This is a genomic window from Micromonospora sp. GCM10011542 (assembly GCF_042650685.1).
GTDB lineage: Bacteria > Actinomycetota > Actinomycetes > Mycobacteriales > Micromonosporaceae > Micromonospora.
On the sequence record NZ_JBHSBO010000058.1, the window covers coordinates 114,840 to 141,522 of the forward strand.

24 protein-coding genes are annotated in these 26,683 nt (G+C 72.7%); 5 read left to right on the top strand and 19 right to left on the bottom strand.

All coding sequences use genetic code 11. From position 1 onward, the window contains the following. Window positions 1–21 precede the first annotated feature (21 nt). The 4 genes from nfi to ACFOW4_RS21290 all read right to left on the bottom strand — a co-directional run bounded on the left by nfi (window position 22) and on the right by ACFOW4_RS21290 (window position 3,649). Window positions 22–693 (bottom strand): deoxyribonuclease V, encoded by a 672-nt coding sequence (gene nfi, locus ACFOW4_RS21275; protein WP_377530373.1) that lies wholly within the window; start codon window positions 691–693, stop codon window positions 22–24. A gap of 110 nt (window positions 694–803) precedes the next feature. Then, the gene (locus tag ACFOW4_RS21280) at window positions 804–1,163 is read right to left on the bottom strand and encodes a hypothetical protein (RefSeq protein ID WP_377530375.1); all 360 of its coding nucleotides are present in this window, start codon (window positions 1,161–1,163) and stop codon (window positions 804–806) included. 50 nt (window positions 1,164–1,213) lie between these two features. Next, the gene (locus ACFOW4_RS21285) at window positions 1,214–1,819 is read right to left on the bottom strand and encodes a DinB family protein (protein ID WP_377530376.1); all 606 of its coding nucleotides are present in this window, start codon (window positions 1,817–1,819) and stop codon (window positions 1,214–1,216) included. 390 nt (window positions 1,820–2,209) lie between these two features. Beyond that, a complete protein-coding gene (locus tag ACFOW4_RS21290; protein WP_377530378.1) occupies window positions 2,210–3,649 on the bottom strand; it encodes an aldehyde dehydrogenase family protein in 1,440 nt (479 codons plus the stop codon). A gap of 143 nt (window positions 3,650–3,792) precedes the next feature. Between ACFOW4_RS21290 and ACFOW4_RS21295 the strand changes: the two genes are divergently transcribed. Together ACFOW4_RS21295 and gabT are read left to right on the top strand one after the other, a co-directional pair. Next, complete coding sequence (locus ACFOW4_RS21295) at window positions 3,793–5,229, top strand: gamma-aminobutyraldehyde dehydrogenase (RefSeq protein WP_377530380.1); 1,437 nt, start codon at window positions 3,793–3,795, stop codon at window positions 5,227–5,229. 4 nt (window positions 5,230–5,233) lie between these two features. Next, on the top strand, window positions 5,234–6,505 hold the full coding sequence (gabT, locus tag ACFOW4_RS21300) for a 4-aminobutyrate--2-oxoglutarate transaminase (RefSeq protein WP_377530383.1): 1,272 nt from the start codon (window positions 5,234–5,236) through the stop codon (window positions 6,503–6,505). A 90-nt stretch (window positions 6,506–6,595) separates the two neighbouring features. Here the strand turns inward: gabT and ACFOW4_RS21305 are convergent, their stop codons facing one another. The 7 genes from ACFOW4_RS21305 to ACFOW4_RS21335 form a co-directional block, all read right to left on the bottom strand. Next, complete coding sequence (locus ACFOW4_RS21305) at window positions 6,596–7,267, bottom strand: hypothetical protein (RefSeq protein WP_377530385.1); 672 nt, start codon at window positions 7,265–7,267, stop codon at window positions 6,596–6,598. Between the two features lie 62 nt (window positions 7,268–7,329). After that, entirely contained in the window at window positions 7,330–8,001 is a 672-nt protein-coding gene (locus ACFOW4_RS21310) for a M15 family metallopeptidase (protein WP_377530386.1), read from the bottom strand. Further along, the gene (locus ACFOW4_RS21315; RefSeq protein ID WP_377530388.1) at window positions 7,998–9,128 is read right to left on the bottom strand and encodes a D-alanine--D-alanine ligase family protein; all 1,131 of its coding nucleotides are present in this window, start codon (window positions 9,126–9,128) and stop codon (window positions 7,998–8,000) included. The genes ACFOW4_RS21310 and ACFOW4_RS21315 overlap by 4 nt, the downstream gene beginning before the upstream one ends. Next, entirely contained in the window at window positions 9,125–10,252 is a 1,128-nt protein-coding gene (locus tag ACFOW4_RS21320; protein WP_377530390.1) for a threonine/serine dehydratase, read from the bottom strand. Before ACFOW4_RS21320 ends, ACFOW4_RS21315 begins: the two co-directional genes overlap by 4 nt. A gap of 27 nt (window positions 10,253–10,279) precedes the next feature. Beyond that, window positions 10,280–11,350, bottom strand: coding sequence for an acyltransferase family protein (locus ACFOW4_RS21325; protein ID WP_377530392.1), 1,071 nt, complete (start codon window positions 11,348–11,350; stop codon window positions 10,280–10,282). A gap of 124 nt (window positions 11,351–11,474) precedes the next feature. After that, complete coding sequence (locus ACFOW4_RS21330; RefSeq protein ID WP_377530394.1) at window positions 11,475–12,539, bottom strand: sensor histidine kinase; 1,065 nt, start codon at window positions 12,537–12,539, stop codon at window positions 11,475–11,477. Continuing rightward, the gene (locus tag ACFOW4_RS21335) at window positions 12,536–13,201 is read right to left on the bottom strand and encodes a response regulator transcription factor (RefSeq protein WP_377530397.1); all 666 of its coding nucleotides are present in this window, start codon (window positions 13,199–13,201) and stop codon (window positions 12,536–12,538) included. The genes ACFOW4_RS21330 and ACFOW4_RS21335 overlap by 4 nt, the downstream gene beginning before the upstream one ends. 236 nt (window positions 13,202–13,437) lie before the next feature. Between ACFOW4_RS21335 and ACFOW4_RS21340 the strand changes: the two genes are divergently transcribed. From ACFOW4_RS21340 to ACFOW4_RS21350, 3 genes are read left to right on the top strand one after another with little or no spacing between them, the layout of a single operon-like run. Further along, window positions 13,438–14,721: a GAF domain-containing protein gene (locus ACFOW4_RS21340; protein ID WP_377530400.1), complete on the top strand. Its 1,284-nt coding sequence runs from the start codon at window positions 13,438–13,440 to the stop codon at window positions 14,719–14,721. A 40-nt stretch (window positions 14,722–14,761) separates the two neighbouring features. Further along, the gene (adh, locus tag ACFOW4_RS21345; protein WP_377530403.1) at window positions 14,762–16,267 is read left to right on the top strand and encodes an aldehyde dehydrogenase; all 1,506 of its coding nucleotides are present in this window, start codon (window positions 14,762–14,764) and stop codon (window positions 16,265–16,267) included. Beyond that, entirely contained in the window at window positions 16,267–16,614 is a 348-nt protein-coding gene (locus tag ACFOW4_RS21350; RefSeq protein WP_377530405.1) for a DUF779 domain-containing protein, read from the top strand. The genes adh and ACFOW4_RS21350 overlap by 1 nt, the downstream gene beginning before the upstream one ends. On the opposite strand, the gene ACFOW4_RS21355 is transcribed toward ACFOW4_RS21350, so the two are convergent. The 8 genes from ACFOW4_RS21355 to ACFOW4_RS21390 all read right to left on the bottom strand — a co-directional run bounded on the left by ACFOW4_RS21355 (window position 16,589) and on the right by ACFOW4_RS21390 (window position 26,520). Then, window positions 16,589–18,640: a HEAT repeat domain-containing protein gene (locus ACFOW4_RS21355; RefSeq protein ID WP_377530407.1), complete on the bottom strand. Its 2,052-nt coding sequence runs from the start codon at window positions 18,638–18,640 to the stop codon at window positions 16,589–16,591. The genes ACFOW4_RS21350 and ACFOW4_RS21355 overlap by 26 nt on opposite strands. Before the next feature lie 149 nt (window positions 18,641–18,789). Next, complete coding sequence (speB, locus tag ACFOW4_RS21360; RefSeq protein ID WP_377530409.1) at window positions 18,790–19,803, bottom strand: agmatinase; 1,014 nt, start codon at window positions 19,801–19,803, stop codon at window positions 18,790–18,792. Continuing rightward, the gene (locus ACFOW4_RS21365; protein WP_377530411.1) at window positions 19,800–21,002 is read right to left on the bottom strand and encodes a saccharopine dehydrogenase family protein; all 1,203 of its coding nucleotides are present in this window, start codon (window positions 21,000–21,002) and stop codon (window positions 19,800–19,802) included. The genes speB and ACFOW4_RS21365 overlap by 4 nt, the downstream gene beginning before the upstream one ends. After that, on the bottom strand, window positions 21,002–22,450 hold the full coding sequence (locus ACFOW4_RS21370; protein WP_377530413.1) for an NAD(P)/FAD-dependent oxidoreductase: 1,449 nt from the start codon (window positions 22,448–22,450) through the stop codon (window positions 21,002–21,004). The genes ACFOW4_RS21365 and ACFOW4_RS21370 overlap by 1 nt, the downstream gene beginning before the upstream one ends. After that, entirely contained in the window at window positions 22,447–23,274 is an 828-nt protein-coding gene (locus ACFOW4_RS21375) for an ABC transporter permease (protein WP_377530416.1), read from the bottom strand. The genes ACFOW4_RS21370 and ACFOW4_RS21375 overlap by 4 nt, the downstream gene beginning before the upstream one ends. Then, window positions 23,271–24,182, bottom strand: a complete 912-nt coding sequence (locus tag ACFOW4_RS21380; protein WP_377530418.1) for an ABC transporter permease — start codon at window positions 24,180–24,182, stop codon at window positions 23,271–23,273. Before ACFOW4_RS21380 ends, ACFOW4_RS21375 begins: the two co-directional genes overlap by 4 nt. Further along, window positions 24,179–25,330, bottom strand: coding sequence for an ABC transporter ATP-binding protein (locus ACFOW4_RS21385; RefSeq protein ID WP_377530421.1), 1,152 nt, complete (start codon window positions 25,328–25,330; stop codon window positions 24,179–24,181). The genes ACFOW4_RS21380 and ACFOW4_RS21385 overlap by 4 nt, the downstream gene beginning before the upstream one ends. 5 nt (window positions 25,331–25,335) lie before the next feature. Next, window positions 25,336–26,520, bottom strand: coding sequence for an extracellular solute-binding protein (locus ACFOW4_RS21390; protein ID WP_377530424.1), 1,185 nt, complete (start codon window positions 26,518–26,520; stop codon window positions 25,336–25,338). Window positions 26,521–26,683 lie beyond the last annotated feature (163 nt).

Genomic DNA, 26,683 nt, shown 5'->3' on the forward strand with positions numbered 1-26,683 from the left:
GACCGGCCGCTCGGTGCCGCGTCAGGGCCGGCGCGGGTGTTCGGTCAGCGCCTGTCTGCACAGTCGATCGGCACTGCGGGTGGTCTCCGGCAGTCGGTGCCGCGGGGTCAACGCGAGCACCTGCGCGGTCGCGTTCTCCAGGCTGATCCGATGCCCGACGCTGACGAAGACCGGCTTGACCCGGTCCCGGGTCCGCAGCACCCGTCCGACCACCTCGCCCCCGTCGCGCAGCGGCGACCAGGCACCCCGCTCGGCCGCCGGCGGCGCCCACTCGCCGACCAGCGGCGTCTTGCCGACTCCGAGCGCGGGGAGCCCGGTGACCACCCCCAGGTGGCAGGCGAGCCCGAACCGGCGCGGATGGGCCAGCCCGTGCCCGTCGCACACCAGCAACTCCGGGCGGGTGGTCAGCCGGTCCAGTGCGGCGAGCAGCGCCGGTAGCTCACGGAAGGCGAACAGCCCCGGTACGTAGCCGAACGCGGGCCGGCCCACGCTGACGGCTGCGTCGACGACCGCCAGCGTCCGGGCGTCCAGCACGGTCACGGCCGCCGCGAGCAGGTCGCCGCTCTGCGCGTACGCGACGTCCAGGCCGGCCACCGTCGTGGGCGCGGCCGGCCCCGGCCCGACCAGGTCGACCAACGGCCGCAACTCCTCCTGTACGGCCACCGCCTCCGCCACGCTGCCCGGCGTCCTCACTGCACCTGCCCCGCCCCCGGCGCTCGCGGCGTTTCGTGATCCACTCGAGATCATGCAGGTCGGGGTGTCCTCCAGCCTCCGGCACCCCGACTTCCTTGATCTCGAGTCGATCACTGCCGATGCCGAGCGTCGGCGTCGTGTCCGGCACCGCTGGTGTCCGGAGCGCCAGCGGTGGAGCCGCCAGCGCCGTAAGGCGGATCATCGTCGCTCGGGCCGGCGTCGGCGCCGCGCGGGCTGCCGTTCGGGTCGCTTCCGTTCGCGCTGCCGGGGTCGCTCCCGCGCCCACCGGCGCCGTTTCGGCTCGTGGACGCCCCGAAGACGAGCGCGAAGGCGATGCCGATGGCAACACCGAAGGCGACTCCCCCGCTCGTACCGAACGAGGGGATGCCGATCACCAGACCGATCAGGATGCCGACCGGCCAGGCCCAGGCAGTGGACCGTTCCCTGTCACCCGTCTCCCGCTTTGTCATCGCCCAATGCTATTCGTCCGCCGCGACACCCGTACCGGGCCGGAATCGGGTCACTCACCCACCCGACCGTCGATCCGCTCCCGCAGCAGGTCGGCGTGGCCGTTGTGGCGGGCGTACTCCTCGATCATGTGCACCAACAGCTCGCGCAGCACGACGGTGTTGCCCAGGCGCTGACGCCCCTGCACACCCAGGTCCGGAGCCTCGGCGACGAACCGCTCGGCGAACTCCACCTCGGCCTGCCAGGTCCGCCACGCCTCCGCAACCACCTCGGGATCGGCCACCGCACCGTCGAAGTCGCCGTCGGGGTCGGCCTCCGACGCGTAGATCTTTAGGGCGTCCTGGCCGGCCATCGTCCGCCGGAACCAGCCGCGCTCCACCTCGGCGAGGTGCCGGATCAGGCCGAGCAGCGACATCGTCGACGGGGGAATCGCCCGCCGGGCCAACTGGTCGGCGTCCAGGCCGTCGCACTTGAGTTGGAAGGTGAGACGCTGGTCGCGCAGGTAGTGGACGAGGATCGTCCGCTCGTCGGAGAAGCCGCCGCCGGACCGCGGATCCTCGTCCGGGTGGACAAACCTGTCCAACCAGCCGAAGGTCCGGATGGGCTGGCCGTCGGGCTGCGGCGTCTGCGCGTCGGATTCTGCGAGGAAATCAGCCATGCGACGACCCTTGTCGATCCGGGACCGGATCCGCAACCGGGACCATCCCTACGTGGCGTCGCCACCGCCCTCGGCCAACATCGCCCGAAGAGCCTCCTCATCGGGCAGGTTGACGCCTCCGGTAACCACCCGGGCTACGCCCTCGGCCGCCTCACGATCCACAGTGTCATATTGATCGGAGTGCCTGTAATCATCGAGGAAGCGCATGACAAGCCCAGGATCGTAGGCCCATGCCCGCCTTCGGTGGTCCCAAAGAACCGCTTGGCCGCGTCCCACGTCCATGACAAAAGGCCGGCCGCGTCCGCCTTTTCGTCATCGCGGTAGATCACGTAGTAGGTCAACAATTTCCTGCTCCAGTTCACCGCGACGACGGGACGTGGTGACCGGCCGCTAGAGAGCCACCCCGGTCAGCACCATGACCCGCGGCTCGGTGTAGTCGTCCATGGCGCTGCGCAGCCCCTCGCGGCCGACCCCGCTGCCCTTCATGCCGCCGTAGGGCATCTGGTCGGCCCGGTACGACGGCACGTCCCCGACGATCACGCCGCCCACCTCCAGCGCCCGGGCGGCGGCGAAGGCGACGTCGAGGCGACGGGTGAACACGCCGGCCTGCAACCCGTACGCCGAGTCGTTGACCGCGGCGAACGCGGCCTGGTCGTCGGCGACCGGGGTGACCACCAGCACCGGCCCGAAGACCTCCTCGGCGCAGACCTTGGCGTCCGCCGACACCCCGGTCAGCACGGTCGGCGGATAGGTGGCGCCGGCGCGGGCGCCGCCCACCTCGACGGTGGCGCCGGCGAGGACCGCCTCGGCCACCCACTCCTCGACCCGGCGGGCCGCGTCCTCGGACACCAGGGGGCCAACGTCCGTCGAAGGATCGGCGGGGTCACCGGTGCGCAGTGCCCGCACCGAGGCGACCAGCCTGGGCAGGAAGTCGGCGAAGAGCGCCCGGTGCACGTACACCCGCTGCACGGCGATGCACGACTGGCCGGCCTGGTAGTTGGAGAAGGTGGCGATGCGCTGTGCCGCGAAGTCCAGGTCCTCCTCGGCGGACCAGTCGCCGCAGATCACCGCGGCGGCGTTACCGCCCAGCTCCAGCGTCACGTGCTTCTCCGGCACCTGCCGGCGGATGGCCGCGCCGACCGGCCCGGAACCGGTGAAGGACACCACCGGCAGCCGTGGGTCGACGACCAGCTCGGCGGCCCGGGAGTTGGGCAGCGGCAGCACCGAGAACATCCCCACCGGCAGGTCGGTCTCGGCGAGCAGCTCACCGAGCAGCAACGCGGAGAGCGGCGTGGCCGGGGCCGGCTTGACGATGATCGGCGTACCGACCGCGATGGCCGGCGCGACCTTGTGCGCGACCAGGTTGAGCGGGAAGTTGAACGGTGCGATGCCAAGCACCGGCCCCTTCGGCACCCGGCGGACCAGGGCGATCCGCCCGGTGGCGGCGGGGTCGGTGTCCAGGCGTTGCAACTCCCCGGAGAAGCGGCGGGCCTCCTCGGCGGCCCAGCGGAAGGTGGAGACCGCCCGGCCGACCTCGGCCCGCGCCCACTTCAGCGGCTTGCCGTTCTCGGCGGTGATCAGTGCCGCGACCTCCTCGGCGCGTTCGGCGATCCGCCGCGAGACGTGGTCCAGGGCCGCCGCGCGCACGTGCGCGGGCAGTGCCGCGGCCTGCGCGGCCACCCCGGCCGCCGCGGCGACGGCGGCGTCGACCTGGTCGGCCGTGGCGAGGGTGGTACGACCCACCGGGCGCCCGTCGTACGGGTGGTGGACGGTCAGCTCGCCCTCGCCATGGGCGGGGCGGGAGGCGACGAAGAAGGCTACGGGCTCCACGCCGAGCAGCGTAGACGAGAGAGCAGTCGACGGAAACAGTCGCCGCAGCCCTTGTCTGCCGCGAATTCAGTAGCGAAGATGGCAGAGAGATTGCGATAACCGCCGCTGACCGCACCCCCGGCCCCCCTCGGAGAGATCCAGTCATGAGTGACCAGCAACAGCTGCGCAACTTCATCAACGGCTCCTACGTCGAGCCGGTCGACGGTGGCTACGCCGACCTCATCGACCCCTGCACCGGAGAGGTCTTCGCGCAGGCCCCGGTCTCCGGTGCGGCCGACGTGGACGCCGCGATGAGCGCCGCCGCCTCCGCGTTCGAAGGCTGGCGGGACGCCACCCCGGCCGAGCGGCAGAAGGCGATGCTCAAGCTCGCCGACGCGGTGGAGGCCCGGGCCGCCGAGCTGGTCGACGCCGAGGTGCGCAACACCGGCAAGCCGCGCCAGCTCACCGCCGAGGAGGAGCTGCCGCCGGCGGTGGACCAGTTCCGCTTCTTCGCCGGCGCCGCCCGGCTGCTGGAGGGGCGCTCCGCCGGGGAGTACCTGGCCGGGCACACCTCGTACGTGCGGCGCGAGCCGATCGGCGTCTGCGCCCAGGTCACCCCGTGGAACTACCCGCTGATGATGGCGGTCTGGAAGATCGCCCCGGCGCTCGCGGCCGGCAACACCGTGGTGCTCAAGCCGTCGGACACCACGCCGGTGTCCACGCTGCTGCTGGCCGAGATCGCCGCCGAGTTCTTTCCGCCGGGCGTGTTCAACGTGGTCTGCGGTGACCGGGACACCGGTCGTACCCTGGTCTCGCACCCGACCCCGCAGCTGGTGTCGATCACCGGCTCGACCCGCGCGGGCATGGAGGTCGCCGCGGCGGCGGCCCCCGACCTGAAGCGGACCCACCTGGAGCTGGGCGGCAAGGCCCCGGTGGTGATCTTCGACGACGCGGACGTCGAGGCGGCGGCCGAGGCGATCGCGGTGGGCGGCTACTTCAACGCCGGGCAGGACTGCACGGCCGCGACCCGGGTGCTCGCCGGCCCGGGCATCCACGACGACTTCGTGGCGGCGCTCTCCGAGCAGGCCCGCAACACGAAGACCGGCACGCCGGACGAGGCCGACGTGCTCTACGGCCCGCTGAACAACGCCAACCAGCTCGCCCGGGTCAGCGGGTTCGTCGACCGGCTGCCGGACCACGCGGCGGTGCAGGCCGGCGGTTCCCGCCACGGCGAGCGCGGCTACTTCTACGCCCCGACGGTGGTCTCCGGGCTGCGGCAGGCCGACGAGATCATCCAGGACGAGGTGTTCGGCCCGGTGATCACCGTGCAGCGCTTCTCCGACGAGGACGAGGCGGTGCGCTGGGCCAACGGCGTCGACTACGGCCTGTCCGCCTCCGTCTGGACGAAGGACCACGGCCGGGCGATGCGGATGACCCGGCGGCTGGACTTTGGCTGCGTCTGGGTGAACACGCACATCCCGTTCGTGTCGGAGATGCCGCACGGCGGCTTCAAGCACTCCGGGCACGGCAAGGACCTCTCGGTCTACAGCCTGGAGGACTACACCCGGATCAAGCACGTCATGCACAACATCGAGGGCTGACCCGATGCCTTCCTCCGAGGAACTGCACAAGCGGCGCGGCGCGGCCGTCGCCCGGGGTGTCGGCAGCGTCATCCCGTCCTACGTGGACCGGGCCAGCGGCGGGACGATCACCGACGTCGACGGGCGGGAGTGGATCGACTTCGCCGCCGGCATCGCGGTCGTCAACGTGGGCAACTCCGCGCCCCGGGTGGTCGAGGCGGTGCGGGCGCAGGTGGAGCGGTTCACCCACACCTGCTTCATGGTCGCGCCGTACGAGTCGTACGTGGCGGTGTGCGAGCAGCTCAACGCGCTCACCCCGGGCGGGTTCGAGAAGCGCTCGGCGCTGTTCAACTCCGGCGCCGAGGCGGTGGAGAACGCCGTGAAGATCGCCCGGCACGCGACCGGGCGGCCGGCGGTGGTGGTCTTCGACCACGCGTACCACGGCCGGACCAACCTGACCATGGCGTTGACCGCGAAGAACATGCCGTACAAGCACCGGTTCGGTCCGTTCGCCGGCGAGATCTACCGGGTGCCGATGTCGTACCCGCTGCGCGACGGCGGGCTCTCCGGAGCCGAGGCCGCCGCGCGGGCGATCGAGATGGTGGAGAAGCAGGTCGGCGCGGAGAACGTCGCCGCGCTGCTGATCGAGCCGATCCAGGGCGAGGGCGGTTTCGTCGTACCCGCACCGGGATTCCTGCCGGCGCTGCGCGCGTGGGCGACGGCGGCCGGGGTGGCCCTGATCGCCGACGAGATCCAGACCGGGTTCTGCCGCACCGGGGACTGGTTCGCCTGTCAGCACGAGGGCGTCGAACCCGACCTGGTCACCCTGGCCAAGGGCATCGCGGGCGGCCTGCCGCTGGCCGCGGTGACCGGTCGGGCCGAGCTGATGGACGCGCCGCACGCCGGCGGGCTCGGCGGCACCTACGGCGGCAACCCGATCGCGTGCGCCGCCGCGCTGGCCAGCATCGAAACCATGCACGAGCTGGACCTGGCCGGCGCCGCCCGCCGGATCGGGTCGGTGCTGGGCGCGCGGCTGCGGTCCATCGCCCAGCGGGACCCGCGCGTCGCCGAGGTACGCGGCCGGGGCGCGATGCTGGCGATGGAACTGGTGCAGCCGGGCACCCTCGTCCCCGATCCGGCCGCCACGGCGGCGATCTCGGCGGCCTGCCACGCCGCCGGCCTGCTCACTCTGACCTGCGGCACGTACGGCAACGTGCTGCGCTTCCTGCCCCCGCTGGTGATCTCCGACGCCGATCTCACCCGCGGCGCCGACATCCTCGACGCCGCCTTCGCCTGAGCCGAAGGAAGGGCCCCTTCTTAACGCCTGGTGCATAGGAAGGGGCCCTTCCTACCCGAGCGAGCGCCGGCGCGACCGCGAGCGCCCGTCTCAGCGGAGCAGTTCGACGGTGTTGCGGCGCACCAGGTTCTTGCCCGGCTCGCGGATCTGGTCCATGGCGGCGGCGTTGAGCAGCACGCAACTGCCCGACGGGCCGGTCACCGTCACCGTCACCGCCCGGTTGTTGTCCAGGTTGGTCACCCGCAGCCGGGTCCCGACCGGGAACTGCCCACTGGTCGCCGCGGGCGCACCGCCCTCGGCGAAGAAGGTGATCGTCCCGGTGCAGGTTGAGCGCGGCGCCGGGCCGGGGGCACCGGGCGAGGCGGCGCCGGGACGGACCGAACCGGCGGCGGGCGTGGCCGGCGCGGCCACGCCGTCCAACCGGTCCACCACGTTGCGGCGGACCACGTTCCTGCCCGGCTCCCGGACCAGCTCCATGGCGGCGGCGTTGAGCAGCACGCAACTGCCCGACGGGCCGGTCACCGTCACCGTCACCGCCCGGTTGTTGTCCAGGTTGGTCACCCGCAGCCGGGTGCCCACCGGGAACCGGTCGCTGGTCGCCGCCGGCGCCCCGCCCTCGGCCGAGAAGGTGACCGGGCCAGAGCAGACCGACGGCCGAGCGGGGGCGGTGTCGGCGAACCCGAAACCGGTCCCCACCGCCACGCCCGCCGCGGCGAGCACCGCCATCGTCGCCGCCAGCACGTGCCTGCGCTGCACCCTCATCGCCGTCTCCCGTCCTCGGTGGTGTCCTGCACCGCCTGGTACGGACGGGAGCGTCACACCGTTCAGTCGGTACGCGTACCGATGGCGGCGGCGGCCAGGTCCACCGGCCCGTACCGGGTGTGCGGCGCCCCGGTGCGCAGCGCCCAGTAGCGGTCGCCGTACGACCAGTGCCACCACTCGGTCGGGTAGTTGACCAGCCCCGCCCCGCTGAGCGCGTCCACCAGGATCCGCCGGTTCCGTCGGGCGGTCGGACCGATGGTTGGGGCATCGGTGAAGCAGGCGTCGGCGCTGTCCTCCGGGGTGGCGTCGACGGCCGTACCCAGGTCCAGCTCCACGCCGTCGTCGGTGCACAGGGTCAGGTCCACCGCCCCGCCGGTGCTGTGCGGCGCCACCTCGACCGGCGAGACGAACTTGGTGGTCTCCCGGTGCAGCCGCTCCGGTGACCACTCCGGGTGCCGCCGGCGCAGCTCGTCCCGGTAGCCGGTGAAGATGCCCAGTTGGGCCTGGTAGGGGCGGTACCCCTCGATGACCAGCAGGCGTACCCCGGCGGGCAGCGTGCGCTGCGCGGCCAGCAGCCGGTCCGCCAACCCACGGCGCAGCATGGCGTACGCCCCGGCCGGGTCGGCCGCCCGCCCGTCCAGCCGCAGCTCGGACAGGTCGCGCAGGTCCACGAGCGGATCGCCGTCGTCGGCGCTCGGCACCGCCGCCACCCGGGGGTCGGAGAGCAGGATCATCGGGCGCTCCGGGCGGCGGTCGCGGCCCGCTCGGCGTGCCGGGTGCGGGCCAGCTCGACCAGCCGGTCCACCACCTCCCGGTAGCCGACGCCGGCGGCCGCCCAGACCTTCGGGTACATGGAGTGCGCGGTGAAGCCGGGCATGGTGTTCAGCTCGTTGACGTACAGCTCACCGGTCGACTCGTCGTAGAGGAAGTCGACCCGGGCCAGACCCCACCCGCCGATGGCGGCGAACGCGCGCAGCGACAGCTCGCGGATCCGCTCGGTCACCTCGTCGGGCAGCACGGCCGGTACGACCATCGGGTCGGCGTCCCCGAAGTACTTCTGCTGGTAGTCGAACCACCCGCCGGCGACCCGCACCTCACCCACCGCCGACGCCTCCGGCCGCCAGCCGCCCAGCACGGCGCACTCCAGCTCACGGCCGGTCACCCCCTGCTCGACCACGACGGTCTGGTCGTGCCGGAACGCCTCCTCCAGCGCGGCGGACAGGTCGTCGCCCTCCGCGACCCGGGAGATCCCGATCGAGGAACCCATGCTGGCCGGCTTGACGAACAGCGGCCGGCGCAGCCCCACCACCAGCTTCTCCGGGTCGTCGGCCTCTCGCCAGGTGTGCGCGTCGAAGGTGACGTGCGGCGTGATCGGAATGTCGTCGGCGCGCAGGGCCCGCTTCATGGCCGCCTTGTTCATGCCGACGGCGGAGGCGAGGATGCCACACCCGACGTACGGGACGTCCAGCGACTCCAGCAGCCCCTGGACCACCCCGTCCTCGCCGTACGGGCCGTGCAGCACCGGAAAGACCACGTCCAGTTCGGCATGCACCGCGCCCGCGGCGTCGCCCGCGCACACCTGCACGGTGCCGGGGCGGGGGCCGGCTCGCAGCTCGACGGCCGGGCCGGTCACCGTGAGCCGGTCGTCGATGGCCCGCGCGGTCGCGGGCCGGTCCAGCAGTTCGGCCAGCACCGCGTCCGGCACCAGCCGGAATCCGCCGGTACGGGTGACGCCGATGGCGACCGTGCGGTAGCCGCCACCGGCCAGCGCCCGGGCCACGCCGAGCGCCGAGGCACAGGAGACCTCGTGCTCCGCCGACGGGCCACCGAAGAGAATTCCGATCCGGATCGGCGCGTTCATGCTGCCACCCCTTCCACACTCGTGAGGTCGGCGACCTGCTCGGCCGCCAACGTGGCGACCAGAGCCGCCTCGACATTGCCGCCGGTCAGCACCACGCCGACCGTCGGGTACCGCTGTGCGCCCGCGCCGGCCCGCCCGGCCGCGGGGTCCACCCCGCCGGCCCCGCCGGCAGCGAGGTCCACCCCGCCGGCCCCGCCGGCAGCGAGGTCCAGCCCGCCGGCCCCGCCGGCAGCGAGGCTCAACGCGCCGGCCAGGCCGGCCGCGCCGGAGGGCTCGGTGAGCACCTTCAGCTCCAGCAGGAGCAGCCGGAACGCCGCCGCGATCTCCTCGTCGTCGACCCGGACCACCCCGCGCAGGGCGGTCCGCAGGACGGTGAACGGCAGCTCACCCACGCAGGACGGGCGCAGCCCGTCGGCGATCGTGGGTGCCGGCTCGACCGGGACCCGTCGGCCGGCGGCCAGGCTGCGGGCCAGCGAGTCGCAGCCGACCGGCTCGACCCCGTACACGTCGATCGGCAGACCGGACGCGGCCAGGCAGGCGCCGGCGGCCCCGCCGCCCCCGCCGACCGGCACCACCAGCGCGTCCAGCGGGGTGCCGAGGCGGGCCGCCTCCTCGATCAACTCCAGGCTCGCGCTGCCCTGCCCGGCGATCACGTCCGGGTGGTCGTACGCGTCGACCAGCGGGTGCCCGGTCTCGGCACTGAGTCGGCGGGCCACCGCCATCCGCTCCTCGACGGTGGTGCCGGCGAGCACGACGTGCGCCCCGGCCGCCCGGGCCCGGGACACCTTGGTCGGTGCGGCGTCGACCGGCAGCACCACGGTGGCCACCAGGCCGTGCCGCCGGGCCGCCAGCGACACGGCCACCGCGTGGTTGCCGGTGCTCTGCGCGACCACCCCGGTGTGCCCGGCGGCGGCGAGCCGGCCGACCGCGAGCAGCGCGCCGCGCATCTTGTACGAGCCGCCGGCCTGCAGGTTCTCCGCCTTCATGAGCACCCGGGCGCCGGCCAGCCGGTCGATCGTCTCCGAACGCAGCACCGGGGTGCGGAGCACCCGGCCGGACAGCCACCGGGCGGCCTCCTCGACGTCGGCGCGGTGCAGACCGGCCGGGGTAGCTGTGCGGGACATGAACTTCTCCTTCTGTCGCGGATCGGGTCAGCGCCGGGATGCGGCGGGCAGGTCGAACAGCCAGGTCGCGCGCAGCGCCAGCAGCCCGCGGTGCAGGGCCAGGCTGACGACCAGCACCGTGGCGGTGAGCAGGACCGGGTAGCCGGCCACCAGCAGCACCCGGCTCGTCGTGTCCAGGTCGGCGACCGGGCCGGCGAGCAGCCGGTCCAGCAGGGCGAGCACCGGCATGTGGATGACGTAGACCGGGAGGGTGCGGCGGCCGAGGGCGGCGAGCGGACCGGCGAGAATCGGCCGCCGGGCGAGCCGGGCCGCCGCGGTGATGCCGAACGCCACCGCGGTAGCCGAGACCAGCAGCGAGGCGCCGAACCAGTGCCCGACGACCGCCGTGGCGGCCAGTGCGGCGGCGAAGCCGGCGGAGGTCAGCAGGAGGCGGCGGTCGGTGGCGGTGGCCGCCCACCGCTGCAGGTGGGGGCGCAGGTGCAGACCGGCCAGGAAGAACACCAGGTTCTGGTAGACGCCACCCCGGTTGCCGGGGGTGTCGAGCAGGCCGGCCGCCGCCACCGCCGACAGCACCCCGGCCGCCGTGAGCAGCACCGCCGGGTGCACCCGTCGCAGCGCCTTGGCCAGTACGAAGTAGAGCGCCAGCGCGGGCAGGTACCACAGGTTGGACGGGGTGACGGTGAGCTGGGCCAGCAGACCGGGCAGGCTGGTGGCCCGGTCGGTCGGAAAGTGCGGGGCGAGGGCCAGCACGGCGGTGTGCACGAGCAGCCAGAGCACGTACAGGTGCAGCAGGCGGGCGACCCGGGACCGGCGGACCGTCCGCCAGGGCCGGCCGAGGGCGCTCGCCGCGAAGATCCCGGAGATGGCGAAGAACAGCGGCATCCGCAGGGGCAGCAACTGCTCCCCGAGCAGCCCCCACGCCCCCGGCACCGGCAGGCCGACCTGCCAGTCGATCCGCAGGTAGTGCTTGACGATGACGTGCCAGAGCAGCACCAGGATGATGCAGCCGCCCTTGGCCACGTCCGCCCAGGCGAGGCGCTCGGCGCGGGGCGCGATGACGGGCAGGGTCTCGGTGGTCCGGTCGCTCAGCGTGGTCACAGGTCTCTCCTTTCCGGCTCCGGGCGGGCTGGACCGGGGTCACGGCCGCGCAGGTTGGTCGGTTTCCGGGCACGCCGGAGGAAGGGATGCCGCGGAAGGCGGACCCCGGGATGGTGGATGGGTGTCAGGTGGAGGTGGGTAGCTGGACGTCCACCCGCAGGCCGCCGTGCTCGGCGGGTCGGGCCGCGATGATGCCGGCGTGCGCCTGGGTGATCGACCGGGCGATGGCCAGCCCGAGGCCGGCGCCGCCGCCCTGCGCGGTGCGGTCCCGGGCGAGGCGCCGGAACGGTTCGAAGAGGCCGGCCACCGCCTCGGCCGGCACCGGCTGACCGGTGTTGACCACGGAGAGCGCGGGCGTGCCGCTCACCGTCACGGTCAGCGAGCCGCCGCGCCGGTTGTACTTGATGGCGTTCTCCACCAGGTTGGTGACCAGGCGCTCCAGCAGCACCCGCTCGCCCACCACGATGCGGGGCGTGAGGTGGGCGTCGATCGTGACGGCGGCCTCGCGGGCCCGGTCGGCGTACGCGGCCAGCACCCCGGAGACGATCTCGTCGAGCCGTTCGGGCGTACGGGAGCGCAGCCCCTGGTCGCTCTCGCTGAGCGCGAGCAGACCCTCGATGAGTCGTTCGTTGCGTTCGTTGGTCTCCAGCAGTTGGCCGGTCAGCAGCTCCAGTTGCTCGGCGGTGAGCGACCGGGCCATCCCCACCTCGATCAGCGTCCGCTGCACGGCCAGCGGGGTGCGCAGCTCGTGCGAGGCGTTCGCGGCGAACCGCCGCTGCCCCTCGTAGCCGGCGGAGACCCGTTCCATCATCTCGTCGATCGACCTGGCGAGCCGGGCCAGCTCGTCGCGGCCCCGGGGCCGGATCCGGTGCCCGAGGTTCTGCGGGCCGAGGTGCGCGATCGGTCCGGCCAGGTCGCGCACCGGGCGCAGGCACCACACCGCCCCGAACCAGAGCGCCACCAGGGCGACCAGGGCCACCAGTACCAGGGCCACCACGGGCAGCACCAACGCGACCGGTCGCACCTGCGTGCAGGTGTCCAGCAGCCCGGGCAGCGGCAGGTGGCAGAACTTCTGGCCGCGGGCCCAGATCAGCACGATCAGCCAATTGCTGACCGAGGGCAGCACCGGCCCGGCCAGCAGCGCCAGCAGGCCCACCAGCATCACCCGGCGGCGGGGCGTCCAGGTCACGCGGGACCGCCGAGCCGGTAACCGGCCTTGGTCACGGTGTGGATGACCGGCGGGTCGCCGAGCTTCTTGCGCAGCGTCATCACGGTGACCCGGACGGCGTTGGTGAACGGGTCGGCGAACTCGTCCCAGGCCTGTTCCAGCAGCTCCTCGGCGCTGACCACCTGCCCGCCGGAGCGCAGCAGCACGTGCAGCACGGCGAACTCCTTCGGGCTCAGCGCCAGCGTGCGGCCGTCCCTGGTGGCGACGTGCCGGGCGACGTCGAGCTCCACCCCGTCGCGGGCGAGCACCGGCGGCAGCGCCGGCGCGGACCGCCGGCCGAGGGCCTGCACCCGGGCGACCAGCTCGGCGAAGGCGAACGGTTTGGTGAGGTAGTCGTCCGCGCCGAGGTCCAGCCCGGCCACCCGGTCCCGGATACCGGCGGCCGCGGTGAGCAGCAGCACCCGGGTGCCGGACTCGGAGCCGGCGATGCTGCGGCAGACCTCGTCGCCGGTGTGCCCGGGCATGTCCCGGTCCAGCACCGCGACGTCGTACCGGTTCACCCCGATCCGCTCCAGCGCACCGTCGCCGTCGTAGCAGACGTCGACGGCCATCGAGAGGCGTCGCAGCCCCTCCGCCACCGTGTCCGCCAGCAACCGCTCGTCGTCCGCCACCAGCACCCGCACGTTCGCACTCCCCCTGGTCCCTCTCCGTCCGGCATACCGTCGCAGGCCGGGGTTAAGGGTTCTGTAAGCACCCGAAAGCCATCCTCCACGGCGACGCTCGACGGACAAACCGCCGCAAGACCGCCCCGCCGGCTTCGTCCCGCCGCCGCGCGCTCTGCGTCGTCCGTCCCGCCGGGAGGGGGCGGTTGGCGATCAGGGGTGAGCTGCGTCACGATGGGGGCCGAGGAGGTCGCCCGATGGCTGACCCATGGCTCGCCTTGGAGTTCGGCGTCGATCCGGCGGAGCGGATCGCGCAGGTCGGCGCCGCCCACGAAGCCTTCCTCACCGCCGGCGCCGCGCCGCACCCGGTCCGGGAGGTGGTCCGCCGGTCCTGGGAACGCTCGGCGCGGCTCGACCCGGAGACGACCCCGCCGGTCGACCTGACCGACGACGCACTCGACACCTACCGCGCCACCCACCCGCTCTCCCGGGTGCTGCCGCTCTTCCGCGACCTGCTCGGCGGCATCGCCCTGGACGGGGCGCACCTGATGGCGGTCTGCGACGCCCACGGGCGGCTGCTCTGGGTCGACGGCCACCCGGGAGTGCTCCGACACGCCGAGCGGATGAACTTCGTCCCCGGCGCCCGCTGGGACGAGACCCACGCCGGCACCAACGCCCCTGGCACCGCCCTCGCGGTCGACCACAGCGTGCAGATCTTCGCCACCGAGCACTTCAGCCGCCCGGTGCAGCGCTGGACCTGCGCCGCCGCGCCGATCCACGACCCGCTGACCGGGCGGCTGCTCGGCGCGGTCGACATCACCGGCGGCGACCACCTGGCCAACCCGCACAGCCTCGCCCTGGTCCGGGCCACCGCCCGGGCCGCCGAGGCGCAGCTCGCCGCCGACCGACCGGTCGAGCCCGGCGTGGCGACCATCGCCGCCCTCGGCCGCGACGAGGCCGAGCTGCGCGTCGACGGACGGCGGATCCGCCTCGGCCGCCGCCACAGCGAGCTGCTGGTCCTGCTGACCGAGCATCCCGAGGGGCGCACGGGCGAGCAGCTCGGCCTCGACCTCTACGGCGACGACCGGCTGCACCCGGTCACCCTGCGCGCCGAGCTGTCCCGGTTGCGCCGGGCGCTCGGCCCGGAGCTGCTCGACTCCCGCCCGTACCGGCTGCGCGGCACCGTCCGGGCCGACTTCCGTACCGTCACCGACCGGCTGGACCGCGGTGATCCGGCGGGAGCGCTCGACGCGTACTCCGGGCCGTTGCTGCCCGGCTCCGACGCGCCGGGAGTGGCGCGACTGCGCCGGCTGATCGACGGGCAGCTGCGCGCGGCCGTGCTGGCCGCCGCGGACCCGGCGCTGCTCACGGCCTGGACCGCGACGCCGACCGGGGCCGACGACCTGACCGCCTGGCAGGCCCTCGCGCGGGCGTTGCCGGCGGGCGCGCCGCGCCGGCCGCTCGCGCAGGCCCGCGTCGACCAGCTCGCCGGGGAGTACGACCTGTCGCGCGCAACGTGGCTGCAACGTCGCGGAAACTAGGGTCCCCGCCGACACCCGCACCACGACGGCGGAGGTAACCATGACGCGCTACGACGCGCCCACCCACTGGCAGTCCCGGTACGACCACTTCATCGGCGGCGAGTACGTCAAGCCGCACGGCGGCGCCTACTTCGAGAACCCCACCCCGGTCACCGGGCAGACCTTCTGCGAGGTGGCCCGCGGCACCGCCGAGGACGTCGAGCGTGCCCTCGACGCCGCGCACGGCGCCGCCGACGCCTGGGGCCGCACCTCGGTCGCCGAGCGGGCACTGATCCTCAACCGGATCGCCGACCGGATGCAGGAGAACCTGGAGTCCCTCGCCATCGCCGAGACCTGGGAGAACGGCAAGCCGATCCGGGAGACGCTCGCGGCCGACATCCCCCTGGCCATCGACCACTTCCGGTACTTCGCCGGGGCCATCCGGGCCCAGGAGGGCTCGCTCGGCGAGATCGACGACGACACCGTTGCGTACCACTTCCACGAGCCGCTCGGCGTGGTCGGGCAGATCATCCCGTGGAACTTCCCGATCCTGATGGCCACCTGGAAGCTGGCGCCCGCCCTGGCCGCCGGCAACGCGGTGGTGCTCAAGCCGGCCGAGCAGACCCCGGCGTCGATCCACTACTGGCTCTCGCTGGTCGCCGACCTGCTACCGCCCGGCGTCGTCAACATCGTCAACGGCTTCGGCGTGGAGGCCGGCAAGCCGTTGGCGGCCTCGCCCCGGGTGGCCAAGGTGGCGTTCACGGGTGAGACCACCACCGGGCGGCTGATCATGCAGTACGCCAGCGAGAACATCAAACCGGTCACCCTGGAACTGGGCGGCAAGAGCCCGAACCTCTTCTTCGACGATGTGAGCGCCGCCCGCGACGACTTCTTCGACAAGGCGCTCGAAGGCTTCACCATGTTCGCCCTCAACCAGGGCGAGGTCTGCACCTGCCCGTCGCGGGCGCTCATCCAGCAGGGCCACTACAGCGACTTCCTGGCCGCGGCGGTCTCCCGCACCGAGCAGATCGTGCAGGGGCACCCGCTGGACAGCGACACGATGATCGGCGCGCAGGCGTCCAACGACCAGCTGGAGAAGATCCTGTCCTATCTGGACATCGGCCGGCAGGAGGGCGCGAAGGTGCTGACCGGCGGGTCCCGGGCGGATCTGGGCGGCGAGTTGTCGGGCGGGTACTACGTCGAGCCGACCATCTTCGAGGGCGACAACTCCATGCGGATCTTCCAGGAGGAGATCTTCGGCCCGGTGGTCTCGGTGACCTCCTTCGCCGACCTCGACGACGCCGTGAAGATCGCCAACGACACCCTGTACGGGCTCGGCGCGGGCGTGTGGACCCGGGACATGAACACCGCGTACCGGGCCGGGCGGGCCATCCAGGCCGGGCGGGTCTGGACCAACTGCTACCACGCGTACCCGGCGCACGCCGCGTTCGGCGGATACAAGCAGTCCGGCATCGGCCGGGAGAACCACAAGATGATGCTGGAGCACTACCAGCAGACCAAGAACCTGCTGGTCAGCTACTCCACCCAGAAGCTCGGCTTCTTCTGATGGCCGATGCCGTGACCGTGACCCCCGCGGCGGCCGAGTTGATCCGGTCGCTGCGGGGGCGGCACGGGCCGCTGATGTTCCACCAGTCCGGCGGCTGCTGCGACGGCAGCGCCCCGATGTGCTACCCGGCCGGCGAGTTCCGCACCGGCGGCTCCGACGTGCTGCTCGCCGCTCTGCGGGTTGACGGGGTACCCGAGCCGGTCGAGTTCTGGATGTCGACGTCCCAGTGGGAGTTGTGGAAGCACACCCGGTTGACGGTCGACGTGGTGCCGGGCCGAGGCAGCGGGTTCTCGCTGGAGGCGCCCGACGGGGTCCGGTTCCTCATCCGCTCCCACCTGGCCGGCTGACCTCTTCGGTGGTCAGGACGGCGACGGCGGCACGAAGGTCACGCTGGAAACGCTCGTCGCTCCACACGGTGTCGTCCTCGATCCCGGCGGTGATGACACGGCGGTCCCGCTCGGCGAGGTCCCGGAGGGCCGGCAGCACGCTTCGCGCGCCCATCTCGACCAGCAGCGGCAGGGCGTCCCGCGAGCCGTACTCGTCCTCGATGGCGCGGATCAGCGCCGGAGCCAGTTCGTCCGCCGGCACCCCGAGTCGCCAGAGCGCACGCGCCGCGGACACCCGCGCCCACTGGTCGGAAAGGAGGTCTCGCAGCACCGGCTCCAGCCCCGGCTCGGTCAACAGGGCGGCCAGTTCGGCGGCGGCCCGGGCGGGCAGATCACCGTCGGCCAGCACCGCGCGGACGGTGGGCAGGATGGCCGCGGTGTCACCGGTCGCCGCGTGGACGATCCGGGCCGCCACCATCTGAAGTTGCCGCTCCGGGTACGTGGGCAGGGCCACCCCGGTCAGATACGGACGCAGCCTGGGCGCGAGCGCCCCGAGCGCCCCCGATGCTGCCTCGACCGTCAGCACCAACTCGCGGTCGTTGGCGTTCGCACCCCGGTCGAGGTGCGCCTCGACGGCCGCCACCAGCGGCTCCGACTCGCCGGTGCGGCGCCACAGCGCCAGCCCGGACGCAATGTCGCCGGCCGACGCCGCAGCCCGAACCTTCGGCACGGCCACCGGTGGAAGCAGCCCGATCGCGGCAAGCGCGGCCGTCACCTGGACCGGCGCGACCGCCAGCGCGGCGGTCAGCTCCGGTGTGGCGGCGGCAGCGGCCGATCCCCACCGTCCGATGAGCGTGGCCAGTCCGGCGACCAGCCGGGTCGGTCCGCCGACGGCCAGCCGTTCCCGGGCGACGGCCAGCAGCGCCGGGCCGAAGGGTGGTTTGTCGACCGGCAGCCGCACGTCCTGCCCCGCCGTCCAGGCGGCACAGACGGGCTCGATCCAGCGAGGGTCGGCCAGCATCGCCAGGGTCTCCACCGCCCGCCGCGGCGCGGTGATGGAGACGGAACCGGCCACCTCCGGGTAGCCGGCGGCGATCCGGGCGAGTTGGTCGACGTACGTCCCGGCGCCGGCACCCGCCAGGCGCAGCAGGCCGACAGCGTCGTGGCGGACGCGCTCGTCGGGGTCGTCGAGCACCCGGTCCAGCAGGGGCAGCAACAGGCCCGGTGCGGAACGCCGGGCCCGGATCCGCACGCCCATCGCGTAGAGGGCGGCGCGGCGGGCATCCGCCCCGGCGTCCAGCAGCCGCGCGAACAGATCGGCCACCACGTCGTCGCCGGCCTCGAGCGCCACCTCGTCGAGCGCCTCGCCGTGCCGCTGCCACACGTAGTCGAGCTCCGCCTCGTCGCCCACCGCGTCGGCGAGGGCTATGACCGCGCCGGCGGGCCAGGGCAGGCCGGCCCGCAGCAGCGCGACGGCGGCGGCGACGCGGACCGGAGGTTCACCGTCGAGCAGCGCGCCGCCCAGCAGATCGGCGGAAGCGGCCGCGTCGCGCAGCCCTAGCGCCAGCGCCAGCGAGGCGCGGACGGCCGGCTCCCTCTCGGTCGCCCACCGATCCCGCAGCAGCGCGGCCGGGAGGCGGTCACCGCACTGAGCCACGGTGTACGCCGCGTACGTGCGGATCTCCGGGTCGGGATCGTCGAGCAGCGCCGGGAAGCGGTCCGCCTGCGCGCGCACCGCCTCGCGTACCTCCACCTCCTCGTCGCCGTAGGCGTGGTGCCGGTCGGCGAGCATGCCCACGGTGGCGAGGATCGACGCCCGCTGGTGCGGGGCGGTCGATGCCAGCTCGGCCAGGAACGGCACGGCCGGCACGGTGGCAGGGTAGACGGTGCCCTGGTGGAAGACGCTGCCCACGAACTCGTCGAGTGCCTCCTCCGCCTCGTCCTCGTCGGCCGAGGCCATCGCCAGCAGCAGGTCAGGCGTGTCCTCCGCCGGGCCGTACGCGTGGAAGAGAGCCGCCCAGTTGATCTCGTTCAGACCGTTCAACACGGACGCACTCTATGCAAGATCCGCTCAAGAAGCGGGCCCCTCCCACCTCACAGCCGGAGCACGGGCCGCAGGCACCTCCGACGCGGACCAGCGGTGGCGGATGGCAGCGAAGCGCGCACCGCGAGCGGGGCCGGCACACGTCGCAGGCGTCAGCGGGCGTCGAGGAGGGGTTGGCGGGGGTCCCAGGGTGGGCCGCCGGCGGCGTCGCGGCGGCGACGGGCGATCGCCGACAACGCCTCCAGCACCACCCGGTTGCCCAGGTACGCGGTGATGTCGGCGTGGTCGTACGGCGGGGCGACCTCGACCACGTCCACCCCGACCACGGGCAGCTCGTAGCAGACCCGGCGGACCGCGTCGAGCAGTTGGCGGGAGGTCAGGCCGCCCGGTTCCGGCGTGCCGGTGCCGGGTGCCATGCCCGGGTCGACCACGTCCACGTCCACGGAGAGGAAGACCCCCTCGCACTCGTCGGTGGCGATCCCGAACGCCTCCGTCAGGCACGTGTCGAGGCCACGGGACACCAGCTCGGTCATCTCGTACGAGCGCATCCGCTGCTCGGCCATCCAGGACAGGATGTCGGGGCCGGGCCAGTAGCCGCGCAGGCCGATCTGGAGGAACCGGTCGCCGCGTACGGCGCCGGACTCGATGAGCCGGCGCATCGGCTGGCCGTGCCCGTGCAGCGAGCCGAACTCGATCTCGCCGGTGTCGGCGTGCGCGTCGAAGTGCACCAGGGACACCCTGCCGTACCCGAGGTGCCGGGCGACGCCGGTGGCGTCGGGCAGGGCGATGGAGTGGTCCCCGCCGAGCACCACCGGGATCGCGCCCGTCGAGGAGACGGCGTGGACAGCGGCCTCCAGCGCGGACAACGACTTCTCGATGTCGCCGGAGAACATCTCCACGTCGCCGGCGTCGTACACCCGCAGGTCGCGCAGCGCGTCGACGCGCAGGGCGAGCGACGGGCGGGAGCCGTCATGGGCCAGGTAGCACGCCTGGCGGATCGCGGACGGCCCGAACCGGGTGCCGGGCCGGTGCGAGGTGCCGCCGTCGAAGGGCGCCCCGACGATCACCACGTCGGCGTCGGCGAAGGAGGCGGGCTCGTCGAGGGTGCACCGGTCCACGCCGAGGAAGGTGACGTCCGGTCCGTACATGCTTCCGTAGCGGCTCATCGCTCCTCCATCCCCCACGGCGACCCGTAGTTGGTGAGCAGGTCGAGGAAGGGTACCGGGGGCAGCGCCTCCGGCCCGAGCACCCCGACGCCAGACCACGCGCCGGTGGCCAGCAGTTCCAGGGCGACCACCGGGTTGACGGCGGTCTGCCAGACGACCGCCTGGTGGCCGTACTCCCGCATCGACCACTCGTTGTCGACCACGTGGTAGAGGTAGACCCTGCGCGGTGCGCCGTCCTTGCCGAGGCCGGTCACGTACGTCCCCGCGCAGGTCTTGCCGCGCATCTTGTCGCCCAGGGTGGCCGGTTCGGGCAGGCAGGCCGCGACCACGTCGCGGGGGGACACCTCGACGCCGCGTACCCGGACCGGAACGGTCGAGTCGAGGCCGAGCTTGTGCAGCGTCCTGAGCACCTCGATGAACTCGTCGCCGAGGCCGTACTTGAAGGTGACCCGCTTGGCCTTGACCCAGCGCGGGATGAGCAGCACCTCCTCGTGTTCGACGTTGACGCACTCCACCCGCCCGATGCCCGCCGGGAAGTCGAAGACCTCCGGCTCGCTGAACGGCTCGGTGGTGTACCAGCCGCGGTCGGCCTCCCAGACGACCGGCGGGTTGAGGCACTCCTCGATCGTCGTCCAGATGGAGAACGAGGGCGCGAAGTCGTAGCCGTCGACGGTGAGGTTCGCGCCGTCGCGGACGCCGATCTCGTCGATCTCGCTGAACAGTTCGTCGGCGGCGTAGCGGGCGAAGACGTCCGACAGGCCCGGCTCGATGCCGATGCCGCCGAGCGCCAGCCGGCCGGCCGCCGCCCACCGGTCGGCGACGGCGAACTGTTCGTCGCCGAGCTTCACGCCGGTCTCGGTGTAGGGCCGCGCCGGGTGCGGGTGGGACAGCGACATCGCCATGTCCAGGTAGTCCGCGCCGGCCGCGAACGCGCCGTCGAAGATCGGCATGACGAAGCGCGGGTCGACCGCGTTGAGGACGTGGGTGATCAGGTGCTCCCGGCACAGCGCGGCGACCGCGTCGGCCGAAGAGGCGTCCACCCGCGCGGCGACGAAGCGGTCACCGTGCCCCTCGACGGCGCGGGCGGCGCGGTCCGGGTCGTAGTCGGCGACCACCATCGTCTCGAAGAAGGAACGACGGGCGGCGATGGCGACGGCGGCGGAGCCGACGCCACCGGCGCCGACGAGCAGGACACGCATCAGGAATCAAACCCCAAACCGAGATGATCGAGAGTACGGAGCCAGAGGTTGCGCCGGCCCTCACGCGCGTCGGCGCGGGCCAGCGACCAGCGGGTGAGATTGATGCCGACCGCGCGCACGGGTTCCGGCGGGAACGGCAGTGGCTTGCGGCGGACCAGGTCGAGCCGCGTCAGCGGCGTGTCCGCCCCGGAGAGCAGGTCGAGCAGCACCCGGGCACCGAAGCGGGTGGCGCCCACCCCGAGGCCGGTAAAGCCGGCGGCGTACGCCAGCCGCCCGTCGTACGCGGTGCCGAAGAACGGGCAGAACCGGGTGCAGGTGTCGATGACCCCGCCCCAGCGGTGGCTGAACCGGACGTCGGCGAGCTGCGGGAAGGTGGTGAAGAAGTGCTGGGCGAGGGTGGTGAAGGTGGCCGGGCGCTCCTCCAGCTGCGGAGCGACCCGGTTGCCGTAGTGGTAGACCGCGTCGTAGCCGCCGAAGAGGATCCGCCCGTCGCGGGTGATCCGGTAGTAGTGGAACTGGTTGCCGGTGTCGGCGAGCCCCTGCCGGTTGCGCCAGCCGACCGCGTCGCGCTGTGCCGGCGTCAGCGGCTCGGTCATCAGCACGTGGTCGTAGACCGGCACCAGGTACGCCCGCAGCCGGCGTAGCAGCGGCGGGAACGCGTTGGTCGCCAGCACCACCCGACGCGCCCGCACCGACCCGGCCCGGCCGGGAGCCGGCGCGGCGGTCCGGTCGGCGGGGTCGACGCCGAGGGTGGCGGCGTGCAGCGCGGCGCGATCCGCGCGCAGGCCGGTGACCCGGGTGTGCTCGTGCACCCGCACGCCCGCCTCCAGGCAGGCGCGGCGCAGCCCCCAGGCCAGCTTCGCCGGGTCCAGCATGGCCACCCGATCTGGGTCGAACAGCCCGCCCAGGTACGTCGGCGAGTTCACCTCGGCGCGCACCTCGTCGGCGTCGAGCAGCCGTACCCGGTGCTCGTACCGGCGGGCCAGCTCCGCGTCGGCGGCCAGCCCTTCCAGCTGGTACGGCTCGACGGCGACGGCCAGTTCGCCGGTGCGCTCGAAGTCGCAGTCGATGCCGAGCTTCGCGACCGTGTCGGCGATGGCGTCCAGGTTCTCCCGGCCGAGGCGTTCCAGCTCGCCGACCTCGCCGGGGAACCGGTCCACCCCGTTGGCGAGGCCGTGGGTGAGCGAGGCGGCGCAGAAGCCACCGTTGCGCCCGGACGCGGCCCAACCGCAGGTGCCGGCCTCGACCAGCAGCACGTCGGTGGCCGGGTCGGCCTGCTTGGCCAGCAGGGCGGCCCAGAGACCGGCGTACCCGCCGCCGATGATCAGCAGGTCGGCGGTGGTCGGGCCGGTCAGCGCCGGCAGCGGGTCGGGGCGCTCCGGCCGGTCGAGCCAGTACGGCACGGGCGCCGCGTCGGCGAGCGCCCGCCCGGTATGCGGGAGGATCATGACGGGCGCTTCGCTGGCTGGACCACCAGGTCGGCCCGGCGGGACCGCCGCCCGCGCAGCGAGCTGAGCCCGACCAGCAGCAACGCGATCGCGAACATCGCGGTGCCGATCACGTTGACCTGCGGCGGGATGCCCCGCTGGGCGGCGCCCCACACGTACATCGGGAACGTGACGGTGGTGCCGGCGTTGAAGTTCGTGATGATGAAGTCGTCGAAGCTGAGCGAGAAGGCCAGCAGCGCGGCGGCCACGATGCCGGGCAGCACCAGCGGCAGCGTGATCCGCCGGAACGCCTGCCACTCGCTGGCGTAGAGGTCCATCGCGGCCTCCTCCAGCCGCCGGTCCATTCCGGCCAGCCGCGCCTTGACGGTGACGACCACGAACGAGACGCAGAACATCACGTGCGCGATGACGATGGTCCAGAAGCCCTGCGGCACCCCGGCGGAGACGAAGAGGGCCAGCAGCGACGTGCCCATCACAAGCTCGGGCGTGGCCATCGGCAGGAAGATCAGCACGTTGATCCCGGAGCGGCCGCGGAAGCGGTGCCGGACCAGCGCGAACGCCATCAGGGTGCCGAGCACGGTGGCCACCACCGTGGCGATGAAACCGATCTGCACGCTGCGCACCACCGCGTCGCACATGTCCGAGCTGGCGCACGGCTGACGCCAGTTGTCCAGGGTGAACTCGTTGAAGTCGTAGGACAGCCGGCTGGACGGGCGGTTGAACGACAGCCCGGCGACCACCACGATCGGCAGCGCGAGGTAGCCGAGCACCAGCAGCGCCACGATCATCACCCAGCGGTCGGCCAGCCAACGGGACAGCCTCACAGCACCTCCTCCGTGCCGGCCTTGCGCAGGTAACCGAAGACCACGGCGAGGATCGCGGCCATCAGCAGGAACGACAGCGCGGCGCCCTGCGGGTAGTCGAGCCGGACCAGGAACGCCGAGTCGATGACGTTGCCGATCATGTATTCGTTCGGGGTGCCGAGCAGTTCGGCGTTGATGTAGTCGCCGCTGGCCGGAATGAAGAAGAGCAGCGTGCCGGCGACCAGGCCGGGCATCGACAGCGGCAGGGTGACCCGGCGGAACGCGTGCAGTGGGCTCGCGTACAGGTCGCTGGCCGCCTCCAGCAGCCGGTGGTCCAGCCGCTCCAGGCTCGCGTACAGCGGCAGCACCAGGAACGGCAGGAAGTTGTACGTCAGGCCGAGCACCACCGCGAACGGGGTGGCCAGCAGCCGACCGTCCGGGCCGAGCAGGTGCACGTCGCGCAGCAGCCCGACCAGCGCGCCGTTGTCCGACAGGATGGTCTTCCAGGCCAGGGTGCGGACCAGGAAACTGGTGAACATCGGCGCGACCACGCAGACCAGCAGCAGGTTCTTGAACCGGCCGGCCTTCTGGGCGATCGCGTACGCCAGCGGATAGCCCAGCAGCAGCGCCAGCAACAGCGCCAGGCCGGCGTAGCCGAACGAGCGCGCGAACTGCGGCCAGTACGCCTGCACCGCGTCCGGGTAGTTGCCGAACGCCCAGGTCAGCGCGTACCCGGTGGACAGCGATCCGGCGGGGTCGTAGAGGCTGGCTGCGGCGAGTTGGAGCAGCGGCACGGCGAAGAACACGAACAGCCAGGCCGCGCCGGGCAGCAGCAACAGGTACGGCAGCAGCCGGTACCGCCCGGACCGGGCGGGCGGCGGCGGTGCCGGCTGCCCCGATCCGGTGGGCACCTGGGCCAGGACGGTCACGACGGCGCACCCACCGGTTCGTCGAGCACCGGCGCGGTCCGGTCGGTGTCGGCGGCGTCCCGGGGCAGCAGGAAAGCGTGCCGCGGATCCCAGTACGCCACCGCCTCCGTCCCCACCGGCAGTTGCCCCGTCGCCCCGCTGTTCGCCGCGAAGACCGACAGCTCGGTGCCCCAGCCGGTGCGTAGCAGGTACTGGGTGCTGACCCCGACGTAGGAGGCGTCGGTGACCACACCGGTGAGGTGCTGGTGCCCGGCGGGCACCTGGTCGGCGGAGCCGACCAGGTGCAGCTTCTCCGGGCGTACCCCCAGGTGGACCGGGCCCCGGTCGACGCGGGCGCGGCCGGCGGGCACCGAGAAGCGCGCGCCGTGCGCCGTCACCGGCACCTCGCCGCCGCTGGTGCCGGCGGCGTCGGCGGCGAGCAGGTTGGACTGGCCGAGGAAGTTCGCCACGAACGCGGTGGCCGGGAACTCGTAGAGGTCGGCCGGTGCGCCGAGCTGCTCGATCCGGCCGGCGTTCATCACCGCGACGGTGTCGGCCATGGTCATGGCCTCCTCCTGGTCGTGGGTGACGTGAACGAAGGTGATGCCGACCTCAGTCTGGATCCGCTTGAGCTCGATCTGCATCTGCCGGCGCAACTTCAGGTCGAGCGCGCCCAGCGGCTCGTCCAGCAGCAGCACCTGCGGCCGGTTGATCAGCGCCCGGGCCAGCGCGACGCGCTGCTGCTGGCCACCCGAGAGCTGGGCGGGCCGACGGCTGCCGTAGTCGTCGAGCTGCACCAGTGACAGCATCCGCTGGACCTCGTCGTCGACCGAGCGGATGCCGCGCCGGCGCAGCCCGAACGCCACGTTCTCGAAGATGTTCAGGTGCGGGAAGAGCGCGTAGCTCTGGAACACGGTGTTCACCGGCCGCTTGTACGGCCGCAGCCGGGCGATGTCCCGGTCGCCGAGCAGCACCTGACCGCTGGTCGGCTCCTCCAGCCCGGCGATCATCCGCAGGGTGGTGGTCTTGCCGCAGCCGGACGCGCCGAGCAGGGCGAAGAACGAGCCCTGCGGGATGGTCAGGCTGAGGTCGTCGACGGCGGTGAAGATGCCGAACCGCTTGGTGAGGTTGGCCAGTCGCAGGTCGCCGGCCGGTGTTTCGTGTCCCATGTGCTTCACGCCCCGATGACCTGCTGGAACTTGCCCTCGTACTCCTTCTCCTGCTTCTCGTCCAGGGCCATGAACACCTTGGACTTCGACAGCAGCGCCTCGTCCGGGAAGATCAGCGGGTTGGCGGCCAGCTCCGGGTCGATCTTCTCCATCTCGGCCTGGGCACCCTTGACCGGGCAGATGTAGTTGACGTAGGCGGCGAGCTTCGCGGCGACCGCCGGCTCGTAGTAGTAGTTGATGAGCTGCTCGGCGTTCGCCTTGTGGGTGGCCTTGTTCGGCACCATCATGTTGTCGCTGAACAGCATCACGCCGGAGTCGGGCGCGACGAACTTGACCTTCTCGTCCTCACCGGAGAGCTGGATGACGTCGCCGGACCAGCCGATGCAGGCGGCGATGTCGCCCTTGGCCAGGTCGGGTGCGTAGTCGTTGCCGGTGAACTTGCGGATCTGGCCTGAGTCGACGGCCTTCTTGAGCTTGGCGAGCGCGTCGTCGAACTGGGCACCGGTGAAGTTGGCGGGGTCGTGCCCGTTGGAGCCGAGCAGCAGGCCCATGGTGTCGCGCATCTCGCTCAGCGCGGTCACCTTGCCCTTGAGGTCGGGGCGGGTGAGTAGCTCGTCGACCGTCCGCAGCTCCTTGGTGACGTTGCCGTTGTACGCCAACCCGGCCAGGCCGGACTGCCACGGGATCGAGATCCGGTTCTCGGCGTCGAAGGAGCGGTTGAGCAGGGACGGCAGCAGGTTGGCGGCGACGTTGGGGATCTTCGCCGGGTCCAGCTTCTGGATCCAGCCGAGCCGGATCATCCGTGCCGCCATCCAGTCGGTCAGCACGACGATGTCCCGGCCGGTGCTCTGGCAGGCGGCGAGCTGGTTCTGCACCTTGCCGAAGAACTCGTTGTTGTCGTTGATGTCCTCGGTGTACGTGACCTGGATGCCACTCTTGGCGATGAACTCGTCCAGGCTGGGCCGCTTGGACTCGTCCTTCTCGTCCACGTCCATGTACTGGGGCCAGTTGGAGAAGGCAAGGTTCTTCTCGGTGCCGGACAGGTCCTCGCTGACGCAGCCGGCCTCGGTCTGCTGTGCGCCCTTGGTGCCGCAGCCAGCGAGGCTGCCGCCAGCGGCGAGCAGGGCGGCCGAACCGAGAGTGCCGGTGAGCAGTCCACGCCGAGTGAGGGGCCGGAGGGGAGTACGCATATGACGACTCCTAAGGGGGTCATCGTCGGCGGCGGGACGGGGGTGGCGCGCCGGCGGGAGGGTCAGGTGCCACGGACGACTGATCCTGACATGAGGTGACCTTCCTTACAAGGGATTCCGTTGCGGGAATAGCGATGCACGACGAAATACGCCAGACTGCGCG